We start from the raw sequence: 13,168 nt of genomic DNA, 5'->3' as shown, positions 1-13,168 counted from the left end.
CAGTTTGTAAGTGATAGAGCAATTAAAGCAGCTAGATTTAGTAAAGCAATAGGAGCAGGTATTTTGGCCACGCGTATCGAAAACAAAAAACTATCAAAGAGCAGTAGTGCTTGGATGAAAGAGCATATTGACGATCATTATGTACAAAAGGCTCAAAAAGATGGCTACCGTGCTCGTGCCGCTTATAAATTATTAGAGATTAATGAAAAAACCAACCTGATTAAGAAAGGCATGACGGTTGTGGATTTAGGTAGTGCGCCTGGCAGTTGGTCTCAAGTAGCGGGACAGTTGGTTGGTGATGATGGTATCTTGATTGCTTCTGATATTCTGGCGATGGATGCTTTGCCTGATGTTACCTTTATTCAGGGTGATTTTCGTGAAGCTGAAGTGTTCGACGCCATTATGGCAGAAGTAGGCGATAGGCAAGTCGACGTGGTATTGTCTGATATGGCACCCAATACGGCTGGAAATAGCGCTATCGATCAGCCGCGTATGATGTACTTATGCGAGCTGGCAGTGGACTTTGCTTTATCAACCTTACCAAAAGGTGGCGCACTTATTATGAAAGTGTTTCAGGGCGAAGGCACACAAGAATTACGCAAGCAGATGCAGCAGGATTTTAGTAAGATTCGTAGTATAAAACCAGGTGCGTCACGTCCGCGCTCAAAAGAGATGTTTTGGGTGGCGATTAAATAGTTTTAACATCAATGAGTTGCCGCTATTGTAAGCGATATAACGAATCACCATAAACTATTATTATCATAGTGTGAAAATCGCTACAATCGTTAACTGAATAATCGTGAAAGCTGCTTGAATTATACGGGTTAGCACCACATATCATGGTATATTACCTTTGTTTTTAGCATACGTTTTAGGCAAAGTCGTCTGATAATAAGCGTTTTATCAGCTCAATGATGACAATTTTGCACTTATATTGTATTGATTACTTGTAAAAACAGCCTTTATGCTATTTATAGATCATACAAGTCTAAGTGAAGTTTTTTTGGTATTAGGAAGTTTATCAAAAATGAGCAATACGTTTATAGACGTCACGTGTTTAGTAAACACACCAATAAGTAAGGGATGGGAATAACTAGTGAGCGACATGGTAAAAAATACCTTATTGTGGCTGGTGGTAATCGGCGTTTTGGTGCTGGTGTTTAGCGGCTTTGATCAATCATCTGAGCCGGATAACCTTAACTACTCTGAGTTTGTGACCGCTGTGTCAGAAAACCAAGTAGCCAGTGTCGAAATCGACGGCGAACAGATCACCGGCGAAAAGAAAAATGGCTCATCTTTTGAGACCATTAGACCAGCTGTGTCAGATGACCAGTTGATGCCAATGCTACGTGAGAACCAAGTCGAAGTCCAAGGGACCGCACCAAAGCGCCAAAGCGTATTGATGCAACTACTGATAGCCAGTTTCCCAATTTTACTGATTATTGGTCTGTTTTTATTCTTTATGCGTAATATGCAGGGCGGTGCAGGCGGTAAAGGCGGCGGCCCAATGAGCTTTGGTAAGTCAAAAGCGAAGATGCTGACGGAAGATCAAATCAAGGTGAACTTCGAAGATGTGGCTGGTTGTGAAGAAGCCAAAGAAGAAGTCGTTGAAGTGGTCGAGTTCTTACGTGACCCAGATAAATTTACCAAACTTGGTGCAACGATTCCTCGTGGTATCTTAATGGTAGGTCCACCGGGTACGGGTAAGACACTGCTAGCAAGAGCTATTGCTGGTGAAGCCAAAGTACCATTCTTCTCAATCTCAGGCTCTGACTTTGTCGAGATGTTTGTTGGTGTAGGTGCATCACGTGTACGCGACATGTTTGAACAAGCAAAGAAAAGCGCCCCTTGTATCATCTTTATTGATGAGATTGATGCGGTCGGTCGTCATCGTGGCTCTGGTATGGGCGGCGGTAATGACGAGCGTGAGCAGACATTGAACCAATTATTGGTTGAGATGGATGGTTTTGAAGGCAATGAAGGCGTTATCGTTATTGCCGCAACCAACCGTGCTGACGTACTTGATAAAGCGCTACTGCGTCCAGGTCGTTTTGACCGTCAGGTTCAAGTGGGCTTGCCAGATATCAAAGGTCGTGAGCAAATCTTGAAAGTACATTTGAGAAAGTTGCCAAACACCATCAGTGTCGATGCAGGTTCTCTTGCTCGTGGTACGCCAGGATTCAGTGGTGCACAGCTTGCCAACCTTGTAAATGAAGCAGCCTTGTTTGCCGCGCGTCGTAACAAGACCAGTGTCGACATGAATGACTTTGAAGATGCAAAAGATAAGTTATACATGGGTCCTGAGCGTAAATCAATGGTGATACGCGAAGAAGAGCGCCGTGCGACTGCGTATCATGAAGCGGGTCATGCGTTAGTAGCTGAGCTACTGCCAGGTACCGATCCTGTGCATAAGGTCACTATTATGCCTCGTGGTTTTGCCCTTGGTGTGACATGGCAGCTGCCTGAGCATGATCAAACCAGCATGTATAAATCTAAGATGTTAAGCGACATTGCGATTTTGTTTGGTGGCCGTATCGCTGAAGAGGTCTTTATCAATCAGATGTCAACGGGTGCCTCAAACGACTTTGAACGTGCAACCAAAATGGCACGCGCAATGGTCACAAAGTACGGTATGTCTGATGCACTAGGTATCATGGTGTATGAAGATGATGACAGCTCGCAAGGATACTTTGGCGGCGGTGGCCGTACGATTTCAGAAGCCACGCAGCAAAAGGTCGATGAAGAAGTGCGCCGTATGCTAGAAGAGCAGTACGATATCGCTCGCGAATTGATTGAAGCCAATCAAGATAAAATGCATGCAATGGTCGAAGCGCTCATGAACTGGGAAACCATTGACCGTGACCAACTGCAAGATATTCTAGCAGGTGAAGAACCGCGTCCACCAAGAGTCTATCAGCATAACGAAGTCAACTTGTCAAAAAACGACATCAAAACGACTACTTCTACACCGCCACCATTACCGGCGATGTAGTACATATCTGATTTGTATTTGATAAAAAGCCCTTTATGATAAAGGGCTTTTTTATTGCTTTCATTTTATGAAGGGCTTAGGACGGCACAAGATTTACTGGTATCATAAGCACAGATAACGAACCTTCGAGCTATTTTATACAATTTATTTATGATGGATCGGTCATGTCATTATTTCAGCCTTTACCCAACTACAAGATATCGAGCCGTAATAAAACCTTGAATTTGTCTGAGCCACATATTATGGGCATCTTGAATGTAACGCCAGATTCATTCTCAGATGGTGGGCAATTCAATGCGGTAGAGGGTGCCGTTGCTCATTGTCAGCAGATGATGGATAACGGTGCTACTATTATTGATATTGGTGGCGAATCTACTCGCCCCAATGCAGATGCTGTAGCGACTGCTGAGGAGCTACAACGGGTTGTGCCAGTGGTACAAGCTATACGCCAGCATTGTGGAGACGATATTTGGTTATCTATTGATACTAGCAGTCCTGAAGTCATGCAGGCAACTTTTGATGCTGGTGCTGATATTTGGAATGATGTCAGAGCACTAAAACGTACTGGCGCTGCAGAACTGGCCGCTAGCCTCGATATTCCTGTCATGTTAATGCATATGCGCGGTGAGCCGACGACGATGAACGACTTTGCACAGTATGATAATGTGATTGATGATGTGAGCACAGAACTGACCGCACGTATCGAAGAGGTAATGCGCCTTGGTGTTAAGCAGGAAAATATTATTATTGACCCAGGTTTTGGTTTTGCCAAAAACTATGAGCATCATTGTGCTTTGTTAAGTCAGTTAGATAGCCTACAGGCATTGGGTTTGCCAATGATGTTTGGTATTTCACGTAAACGCTTTTTGGCAGAAGTATTGACCAATAGCGGTGTTAAAGCAGTACAGACCACTCAAGCGATAGAACGAGACGCCGTAGGGACTGCTGCTGGGATATTTGCGCTACAACAAGGTGCCAGCATCATTCGCACGCATAATGTAGGGATGATGCAGCAAGCAGTGGCATTATGGAGTCAATTAGCAGCGTACCATCACGAGCATTGTATTATTAGTACAAATGCTCGATAAAGCTACACCGTGATAAATACAATATTTACCATCCAGTTTTCCACTATGATTCAATACCACATCAAAAACTATTGAAATGAAAGAGAGTATCTTTATGACCAGTACCACTCAGCCAGAACCGACCAATGAGCAGCGCCGTATTATCTATCAGGCTCGTCGCGGCTTGAAAGAGTTAGATTTTTATATCGATCCTTATGTCAAAGAGTTATATCTGACAGCAGATTCTGCTGAGCAAGAGACATTTGCTCAGATGCTCACGCATGAAGACCCTGATTTATTGGATTATTTTACCAATCAAAATCGTCCAGCAGAGGATGATATATGGACACTCGTTAATAAAATAAAAACATGGCGTCATACCAAAGACTTGGTGTAGATGCTATGCAATTGATTGGCATATATAAATGACATTAGTAACGTCTCTACGCATTGATACAGCTATCCAGCCTGCCAGTTACTTACGTTGGCTACTATATGTTAGCTTGGCTGGTATCATGATTGTGTTGGCATGGCTGGCCTCTTTAGCATTTTGGCAGTACCTACTTATCTTTATAGTGTCAGCAGCGGTTGCAAGTTATCTAGCCATATCTCGACCAACCATACTGCATCTTAGCCAACCACCCCTTGGTCAGCGTATGGATAAGCAATGGCAGTTGTTGATGCGAACAGGCCGCGGCGATGAGCTATGGCAAGCGCATTTAATCTCTGTCAACCGCTATCAATTGGCAATGGTTTTTGAGTTCAGTATCGTTAAGCCTTACCAGCGATCTTTATCAATGACTATATTTCGCGATCAAGTAAGCCTTGAGCAATGGCGAGAGCTCAGCATTTTAGCCAATATCAATAAAGGTTAAATTTGCTAATTAGCCTTCATGTCTTTATTCAGTTTTTTACTCTCTTTTTATGAGCTTACGATTACCTACATGCCATAACAAAACAACTATCTCGATGCTCAAAGAGTTTTGTTATATTAAAAGTTAATAATAAAGCACATAAACCGACTGTCTCATTTCTCAAATTTATACAAGCGAAAAGCAAGTATTTATAAAGCAAGTATTGATAGGATTAGGCAGTAGGTTTTTATAATAAATAATATGACAAAAAGAGGAATAGAGTATGAGCTTATTAGGGAATTTGGTCAGCCAAGTTGCACGTAGCGCGATGAATCCAGACGATGCTCAGCGCAATCCAGTCAACCAACGCACCGACCCACGTCGTACTGGTGGTTTGGGCGATATATTAGGCAGCGTATTGGGCAGCGGTAGTCAAGGAGGTGGCTATAATCCGCAGCAATACGATCGTAAGCCAGATAATGGCTTCGGGCTAGACGATATCATTGGTGGTTTGGCTGGTGGCAATCAGCGTGGTAGCGTCAGCTCAGGTGCTGGTGGACTGGGAGATATCTTAGGTAGTGTGTTGGGCGGTCAACGTAGCAGTAGTGGCTTTGGCGGTAAGGGGATGCTTATCGCTGTCCTCATGCCAATGGTACTGAGCTGGATCAAGCGTAATGGTGGTATAGGCGGTGCATTATCAAAAATTACTGGCATGGGTCATGCTGAACAAGCACGTTCTTGGATGAGCACGGATGAGGCCAATGACAACTTGGACCCGAATGAAATTAACCAGTTATTTGACGAAGACGAAATCCAGCAAGTAGCAGCGCGTACGGGTGCAAACGAAACAGAAGTACGTCAAGGTTTGGCTGAATTACTGCCTGAGGTGATGAACCAGCTAACGCCTAACGGCAATCTAGATAATGAAGCGGAAGCCAACGAAGAGATTGATCAAATTATTAGCCAGCTGTCTAATCGTCTCGGTACTTTAAAGTAACGAATTGAGTTAAAAAAGCTTAGAGTCATAAATTTAGAGTGCGTTTGACGACGTGCTCCTTTTTATATCTATTATAATAATATTAAAGTTTTAAAATCGCTCATCTAACGTCTCTACTGTGTAGTTGAGCGCTGCAAAGCAGATATCTGTATTGAACCCTCGGTACTGCAAAAATCGCAGTTGTTTGGCTTTGTCTTTTTGCTCAGTAGGTATGTCATCACCGTATTTTTTGGTACGGGCTACCACAGCGAGTTTTAGCCAATCTACCCCATCGACCAAATTATCTGCACTGTCATCGACGAATTCGCTAAATTCTTCAGATTCGCTATTTGCCATATCAATCAATTCATCGATGTTGCCTGGCATAGCGATTTTTTTACGATAGAACTCTTGCTTGATTCGTCCGCGCCCACGACCTTTACGAATATTCTCACGTATAAGCATTAAGGTAGTACGGTAATCGCTCTGATAGCCTTTTTCCTCGAATTCATCGAGTAGGGCGTCGATTTTTTCTGGGTCTTGTTCTTTGTCGATCAGCTTTTGTTTGAGCTCAGCCTTGCCATATTCGCGGCGTGACAAGTAATAGAATGCGAGCCAACGTAGTCGGCTTTCAGCTTTAATGGCATCGATTTCTGCTTGTTTTTGTTCGGGGGTACGTAAGTAAGCTTTGAGCGCGGCTGGTATATTATCATCTTGGCTGTCTATGTCGCTATCATTAGCGTTAGACAATTCGGATTCATGATCCAAGCTTTCTGAAGACGGTTCAATACTGTTATCTATAACTGAACTATCCTCTGTTTCGTCACGATGAACGTTGAGTTTGACTTCTGCCAACATCTCTTTGATGGTTTGTGCTTCAGGTGGCTGATAAGCAGGTGTATCGCTTGGCTCAGCGGTGAAGTTAGCAGCTGGATGAAAGCGCTTTTTACGTTTTTTGGATTTGGAAGGTTTTTTTATCTTAGCAGAAGATTCTTCAAAATATGATGTATCAACAGTAGGCTTACCAGTGCTTGAATGATCTTGAACTGGGTATTTGGAAGGCTTACTAGATTTACCTGATTTTTTAGATGTGTTTGGATAGGAATATTTAGTAGGTTTTTTTCGTTTGTTATCAACAGAACTAGCTGAGTCGGTTTCCGACTCAGCTAAGATTTCAGCCAATGTTTTAATTTTCATAATAAGTCATGATTATTTATAGCGGTCACTGATAATGGTTACTAGCGAGCCATTATTGTACAGATTCAGGTGCCAGTTCTACATCGTCAGTTTCAGGCGCTTTGCTATCTTTTTTCGTACCAAGTTTTTCGTCACGAATTTTATCTTCGATCTCTTTGGCAATAGCAGGGTTTTCTTTTAAGAACAGGACAGAGTTGGCTTTACCTTGACCGATTTTTTCATCGCCATAGCTGTACCATGAACCTGCCTTACCAACCGCGCCAATCTCGACGCCTAAGTCAATCACTTCAGCCAAATGGTTGGTACCTTCGCCATAAGTAATCTCAAACTCAGCTTGACGGAAAGGGGGTGCCATTTTGTTTTTGATGACTTTGACACGAGTTTGGTTACCGATGATTTCATCACCGTTTTTGACCGCACCGATACGGCGAATGTCCATACGCACAGAGGCGTAAAATTTAAGGGCATTACCACCAGTTGTGGTCTCTGGGCTACCAAACATAACACCAATTTTCATACGGATTTGGTTAATAAACACCACCATACAGTTAGAGCGTTTGGCATTACCAGTAATCTTACGTAGCGCTTGGCTCATCAGACGCGCTTGCAGACCCATGTGTGAGTCGCCCATCTCGCCTTCAATTTCTGCACGCGGAGTCAGGGCAGCAACCGAGTCAATAACGATCATATCAATCGCGCCTGAACGCACGAGCATGTCAGTAATCTCAAGTGCTTGCTCACCGTTATCAGGTTGCGATAGTAATAAGTCATCGGTATTGACGCCTAGCTTGCGTGCATAGACAGGGTCAAGCGCATGTTCAGCATCGATAAATGCACAGGTGCCACCTTGTTTTTGACACTCCGCGATAGCTTGTAAGGTCATCGTGGTTTTACCTGAGCTTTCAGGACCGTAGATCTCAACGATACGACCTTTTGGCAATCCACCAATACCAAGCGCGATATCTAGACCAAGAGAGCCTGTTGAGACCACATCAGCGTCGAGAATGGCTGAGTCATCACCCAGATGCATAATGGTGTTTTTACCAAATTGCTTTTCAATTTGACCTAATGCCGCTTTGAGGGCTTTGGCTTTATTGTCGTCCATATTGGATTCCTTATTTTTGATAATTGATTTGGTGCTATAGATAAAATGTTTATGCGACTAAGAGTGATAACTGGTGCATACTGAGCAGCGCTACTAAGGTAAGTAATGTAGCCATTAGCGCTCTGACAACGGGCTCAAATAAACAGGTTGTCATATGACTGCTATCAATAGTAATATCGAGATATCGCTCTACTATACAGTAAAATTAAATAACGAGAGAAGTAAAAATAAGTTCATAATCAATCACATTTACAATAGCTTTTGAGTTAGATATTAACGACTAATAGATATCTGAGTCTCTGTAGTGCTATTGACTCGATAGAGTAATTATAACAAAATCCAATTGCTATATTGAGTCTTGGACGACGCTAAACGACACTGAATGTCGTACGATATAAGAGTGAGGATTCACGAAGATGGCCATTTGATCAAATGTGTTTTTGAACCTGATAACAGCTATGTTTGTCAATAGACTTATGAGTTGTCCACAGCAAATAATGTATTTATTTTCATTGGTTGTGAAACATTATAAACGGCTAAATTATTTTTAAAAATATTTAAAATAATTTTTTATGGCTTTGTATTTGATATAAGTGATTGATTTAAAATAATTTTTTAATTGTACAAAAAATGAACGATTTTATCTTATCCTTTAAGTTTCCTAAGCATATACTTGTCAAGTGGTGACTTATACACAGGGTTATCCACAGCTTATGGGGAGAACTCTCGAAGCCCTTATAGTATCTATGCTTGCGTCTATAGATCATATATTGCAAGCTTCCAATATTGTGCGTCAAAGATGATTTTTCATCGATAAATAGGGCTCTAGGCGCTATGTTTCACATAATTACAATTTGTGATTCTTCCACGTATTACCATACTATAGGGCTTTGAAGTCAAGAGTATGACGAGATAAAAGCAACCAACGACCCGCTAAGCACATTTATTGCTGTGATAGCAAGCTTATAAACGGACATAAAAAAGCGGCTAAATAGAATAGCCGCTTTGTCAAAATTATTGATAGCAAGATTGTATTTGCTAGTCTTTGATATAGATCAAATCCCAGACCCCGTGACCACGCTCAAGACCGCGACGCTCAAACTTGGTCATTGGACGAAAGTCAGGACGGTCAGTGAAGTTGCCCGCGCCTGCTTTATTGGTCAATCCAGCAAAACCATCCAATACCTCAACCATCCAAAATGCATAATGCTCCCAGTCAGTGGCTGTATGAAACCAGCCGCCTTGTTTTAGACTGCGTGTAACGATAGCCATACGCTCAGGACTGACGAAACGGCGTTTGTAATGACGCTTCTTTTGCCATGGATCAGGGAAGTATAGCTGAATACGATCAATATGATTTTCTGGTAGTTGCTTCAGCAATTGAATAGCATCGCCATTGATGATTTTGACATTGCTCAAGTCTTGCGTTCCTGCCATATAAGCGCATTTACCAATGCCTGGCTCGTGCACTTCGACGCCGACGAAATTGCGCGTGGGCTCTGCGGCTGCCATCTCAATAAATGAATCACCCAAACCAAAACCAATCTCTAAGGTCAGCGGTGCGTCAGAACCGTTCGGGCTATCAGCGAACAGCGCTCGCAGGTTATCAATACCTGAAAGGTCGCCATCGCCGAAACTGTTATTGACCAAATACTCAGAAAATTCTGGAGCAGTGAGTGCTAGCTCGGCGTTTTTGTTCATGTGCGTGCGCCGCTTCATGAACGTATTAACGATGCGAATGTGTTTATCAGAGCTAGGTTCTACCTCTTGGCTAGCGTTTGTATCCGTATCGATAGGCGCATTAGTGTTATTAGAGGTTTGCTCATCAGTAGTATTATTACTATTGATGGTGTCATTGATATCAGAATGTTGACTCATAGGATTTGTAAGGCTTAATTAAGTGGGTGATGTTGGCTCATTATAAGTTAAATCCATACAACTGTGAACGTACAATCCTATTTTAGCGCGTTTGCTGCTCAGTTCTGTCGTTTCTCTATCCTAGATATGGGTTTTAGCGTTATCATAGTGTCATCGTTAAGAGATATTTTTTCTAAGAGTCAGTAGAGCGTATTGCCATGCTATTTATTGAGACGGATTCACCGCCACCGTTTTATCAAGAGTCGTTAACACCTGCTAAGCGCAAGCAACTGGATCAATGGTTTATCGGTGATCGTACCCAGCGCTATTATCTCAAGCGCTTTGAGCAGTTTGATCAGCAAGGCTATCTGTCGCCAAAATGGCATTGGGCCGCATTTTTTATTACTTTTCCTTGGTTGTTATACCGTAAACGATATATGGATGCCATTGTGTATAGCGTGGCAGGATGGTCATTTATTCAGCTTAATGTCGCTATTGTCTTAGTTGCCTTTGAGTTTGTGGCGATGTCTTATGTGCCAGACGTTTATCAGATGGCAACGCGTATCGGTATTGCTGCGATTATTTGGTTGTTTTGGTCTGCTATGGTGGCACGCTGGACAGATGCATATTATTACCGGATGGCGCGACGTGAGATCGCGGATGCGATTAACGATTATCCGCGAGATGAGGCGGCACAAAAAGCGCATTTAAAAAGAGAAGGCGGCGTCAGTTTATTTGGATTGGCGCTAGGATTTGGTTTTTTTGCCTTTGCATTATTGGTCATTAAGGTGCAGTTTTTACCTATTATCGCCAAACCAAAAGAAAATGAAGTGCTATTTGATGCTTATGATATTGCCAAAAATGCCCAAAACCGAGTAGCGTTGATTTATCAGCAGACAGGGCGGTGTCCTGTAGATTTGCCACTCAGTACCGAGGAGCAACAGGTGCGCATGTATGTCGATACTCAAGCTGCTGGCGTGCCGATGACTGATTGTGCAGTGATTGCAACGATTCAAAATGTGACGTTCCCAATCCGCTATCTGAACGAGCAGACATTGGTTTTTTATCATATACCAGACAGTGATAACTGGGACTGCACAAGCTCACTGAATAAAAAACAAGCCCCTAAAAACTGTCTATCTGACTAGGGGCTATACTTATTTAGTTTTTGCTAGTGTTTAGAGTCTGTTGCGGTATCGTCTGTTTCGTCAACTGGTGTCGCTTGGCTCTTCAAGGCTTCGTAGAAATCGGTCAAATCCATCTTGCGCGCTTTGCCGATATCTTCATCAAATAGGCTTTCAAGCTCTGCCATCGCTGATTGTGCAGACTCAATCATGCTGGCTTCATCATCGTAAATGGCTTGCTGACGCTCAATCAGGTCGTCATCATAATCACGGAACGTTTTCACTGTCTCTCGAGCTTTTTCTGGAGAGATACCGAGTAGCTGTAGCGACTCACGTGACATGTCTAAAGATGACAAGTAAGTCTCACGCCAAATGTGACGCACACCAACTTCGCGCAAACGGTAATAATGCTGACGATCACGCGCTCTGGCTAATACAATCAACTCAGGATAGTTTTTGCGTAAATACTGAGCGGTGGTGATGGAACGCTCTAGGTCATCGATTGCCAAAATAAAGACACGCGCCTTTTGAATACCTGCAGCTCGTAGAATCTCAGGGTTTTTTGGATCGCCGTAATAGACTTGGTTACCAAATTTACGCACGAAATCTACTCGGTTGGCAGAACGTTCAATGGCTGTGAATTCAATGTTATGCATACGAAGCACACGACCGATGATCTGACCGACTCGGCCAAAGCCTGCGATAATTACCTGATGCTCATGATCAGGAATGGTGTCGTATTCTCGACTTGGTTTGCGTTTGGCAAATAATGGTTCGCCTATTTTTTCTAATAATAAAAAGGCCAGCGGTGTCAGTGCCATTGAGATCGTAACGACAAGGTTCAGCGTATTGGCAAGCTCAGGACGTAAGACATTTTGGGCGGTGGCGACACTGAACAGAACAAAGGCAAATTCACCGCCTTGCGCCAAGGTCACACCCAATCTGATACTGGTTGGCCAGCGGTTGCCTGACACTTTGGCAATGGCTGCAATCACTGCAAATTTGATAAACATCAAGGCGAGGGCACAGCCAATGATAAATATCGGCTTGGCCAAGATAAGTTTCACGTCAGTGAGCATGCCAACTGACATGAAAAATAGACCTAATAGCAATCCTTTAAACGGTTCGATACTGGCCTCTAATTCGTGTCGATACTCAGAGTCAGCTAACAACACGCCTGTCAAAAATGCACCTAGTGCCATTGATAGACCAATTTGACCCATCAAAATAGACACGCCCATAACGATAAACAACGCGACCGCCGTCAGTAATTCTGAAGCACCGCTTGAGGCCACAAACTTAAAGAAGGGTCGAACCACATAACGACTGGCAAAAATTAGACCGGCAAAGACTGCAAATACTTTCCCGAAGTACAGTAAATCGTAGCTTTGCTCACGAACTCCTGACAAGAACGGAATGACCGCTAATAAAGGAATAACCGCAATGTCTTGGAATAGTAAGATAGTAAAAGCTTCGCGGCCATGTGTGCTTGAAAGCTGCTGTTTTTCGGTCAATATCTGTAGCACAAAAGCGGTCGAGGAGAGTGCCAAACCAAAGCCAACGATAAAAGCAGTATCTAGCTGTAAGGCAAAAAAATGGTGCAATAGCCCCATCAATAGCGTACCAGTCAACCCGACCTGTAGACCGCCAAGAACGAATATCGAGCGGCGTAGCGCCCAAAGCCGCGAGGGCTGTAGTTCAAGCCCGATGATAAATAGCAGCATGACCACGCCAAACTCTGAAAAGTGCAGTAGACTTTCAGCATCACCCGCCACATCCAAACCGCTTGGACCCAATATAAGCCCTGTGATGAGGTAGCCTAGGACCGTTGCAATACCGAAGCGTTTACCAAGGGGAACAAAGAGCAGCGCTGCTCCCAAAAAGATAGTGGCTTGTAACATTAAATTTGGTGAGCCGGCGGCGGCAGCGAACATCTGGAATCCTCAGAAATTAGGACAAAATAAGCAATTTAAAACGGATATAACTAAAATTAGTA

At 43.2% G+C, this 13,168-nt stretch carries 11 protein-coding genes; 7 read left to right on the top strand and 4 right to left on the bottom strand.

Features of this window, described 5'->3' with window-relative positions; genetic code table 11:
• Nucleotides 1–63 precede the first annotated feature (63 nt).
• From ACHUET_RS11875 to ACHUET_RS11850, 6 genes are all read left to right on the top strand, one after another.
• A complete protein-coding gene (locus tag ACHUET_RS11875; protein ID WP_371531837.1) occupies nt 64–696 on the top strand; it encodes an RlmE family RNA methyltransferase in 633 nt (210 codons plus the stop codon).
• A gap of 400 nt (nt 697–1,096) precedes the next feature.
• Nucleotides 1,097–2,992 carry an ATP-dependent zinc metalloprotease FtsH gene (gene ftsH, locus ACHUET_RS11870; RefSeq protein WP_201598060.1) on the top strand — a complete coding sequence of 632 codons (1,896 nt, stop codon included), beginning with the start codon at nt 1,097–1,099 and terminating at the stop codon, nt 2,990–2,992.
• A gap of 164 nt (nt 2,993–3,156) precedes the next feature.
• Nucleotides 3,157–4,080 carry a dihydropteroate synthase gene (gene folP / locus ACHUET_RS11865; RefSeq protein ID WP_394213059.1) on the top strand — a complete coding sequence of 308 codons (924 nt, stop codon included), beginning with the start codon at nt 3,157–3,159 and terminating at the stop codon, nt 4,078–4,080.
• Nucleotides 4,081–4,174: 94 nt separating this feature from the next.
• Complete coding sequence (locus ACHUET_RS11860) at nt 4,175–4,456, top strand: FAD assembly factor SdhE (RefSeq protein WP_394213058.1); 282 nt, start codon at nt 4,175–4,177, stop codon at nt 4,454–4,456.
• Between the two features lie 28 nt (nt 4,457–4,484).
• Nucleotides 4,485–4,934, top strand: a complete 450-nt coding sequence (locus ACHUET_RS11855) for a hypothetical protein (RefSeq protein ID WP_394213056.1) — start codon at nt 4,485–4,487, stop codon at nt 4,932–4,934.
• Between the two features lie 262 nt (nt 4,935–5,196).
• Nucleotides 5,197–5,910, top strand: coding sequence for a YidB family protein (locus tag ACHUET_RS11850; RefSeq protein WP_394213054.1), 714 nt, complete (start codon nt 5,197–5,199; stop codon nt 5,908–5,910).
• Nucleotides 5,911–6,000: 90 nt separating this feature from the next.
• Here the strand turns inward: ACHUET_RS11850 and ACHUET_RS11845 are convergent, their stop codons facing one another.
• The 3 genes from ACHUET_RS11845 to trmB form a co-directional block, all read right to left on the bottom strand.
• Nucleotides 6,001–7,086: a regulatory protein RecX gene (locus ACHUET_RS11845; RefSeq protein WP_394213053.1), complete on the bottom strand. Its 1,086-nt coding sequence runs from the start codon at nt 7,084–7,086 to the stop codon at nt 6,001–6,003.
• 52 nt (nt 7,087–7,138) lie between these two features.
• Nucleotides 7,139–8,191, bottom strand: a complete 1,053-nt coding sequence (recA, locus tag ACHUET_RS11840) for a recombinase RecA (protein WP_201598074.1) — start codon at nt 8,189–8,191, stop codon at nt 7,139–7,141.
• Between the two features lie 1,038 nt (nt 8,192–9,229).
• Nucleotides 9,230–10,069 carry a tRNA (guanosine(46)-N7)-methyltransferase TrmB gene (gene trmB / locus ACHUET_RS11835; protein WP_394213051.1) on the bottom strand — a complete coding sequence of 280 codons (840 nt, stop codon included), beginning with the start codon at nt 10,067–10,069 and terminating at the stop codon, nt 9,230–9,232.
• Between the two features lie 197 nt (nt 10,070–10,266).
• On the opposite strand from trmB, the gene ACHUET_RS11830 reads away from it, so the two are divergent.
• Complete coding sequence (locus ACHUET_RS11830) at nt 10,267–11,196, top strand: DUF2628 domain-containing protein (RefSeq protein WP_394213049.1); 930 nt, start codon at nt 10,267–10,269, stop codon at nt 11,194–11,196.
• A 23-nt stretch (nt 11,197–11,219) separates the two neighbouring features.
• Here the strand turns inward: ACHUET_RS11830 and ACHUET_RS11825 are convergent, their stop codons facing one another.
• Complete coding sequence (locus ACHUET_RS11825; RefSeq protein WP_201598085.1) at nt 11,220–13,106, bottom strand: monovalent cation:proton antiporter-2 (CPA2) family protein; 1,887 nt, start codon at nt 13,104–13,106, stop codon at nt 11,220–11,222.
• Nucleotides 13,107–13,168 lie beyond the last annotated feature (62 nt).

Origin of the sequence: Psychrobacter piscatorii (assembly GCF_043641605.1) — a bacterium.
Classification (GTDB): domain Bacteria; phylum Pseudomonadota; class Gammaproteobacteria; order Pseudomonadales; family Moraxellaceae; genus Psychrobacter; species Psychrobacter piscatorii_C.
Note: the sequence above shows the minus strand (reverse complement) of the source record. Positions and strands in the feature narration are given on the sequence as shown.

Coding starts and splice junctions, on each gene's coding strand:
- recA (WP_201598074.1), bottom strand. CDS start 8,191: ATGGACGACAATAAAGCCAAAGCCCTCAAAGCGGCATTAGGTCAAATT.
- ACHUET_RS11830 (WP_394213049.1), top strand. CDS start 10,267: ATGCTATTTATTGAGACGGATTCACCGCCACCGTTTTATCAAGAGTCG.
- ACHUET_RS11855 (WP_394213056.1), top strand. CDS start 4,485: ATGACATTAGTAACGTCTCTACGCATTGATACAGCTATCCAGCCTGCC.
- ACHUET_RS11845 (WP_394213053.1), bottom strand. CDS start 7,086: ATGAAAATTAAAACATTGGCTGAAATCTTAGCTGAGTCGGAAACCGAC.
- trmB (WP_394213051.1), bottom strand. CDS start 10,069: ATGAGTCAACATTCTGATATCAATGACACCATCAATAGTAATAATACT.
- folP (WP_394213059.1), top strand. CDS start 3,157: ATGTCATTATTTCAGCCTTTACCCAACTACAAGATATCGAGCCGTAAT.
- ACHUET_RS11825 (WP_201598085.1), bottom strand. CDS start 13,106: ATGTTCGCTGCCGCCGCCGGCTCACCAAATTTAATGTTACAAGCCACT.
- ACHUET_RS11850 (WP_394213054.1), top strand. CDS start 5,197: ATGAGCTTATTAGGGAATTTGGTCAGCCAAGTTGCACGTAGCGCGATG.
- ACHUET_RS11860 (WP_394213058.1), top strand. CDS start 4,175: ATGACCAGTACCACTCAGCCAGAACCGACCAATGAGCAGCGCCGTATT.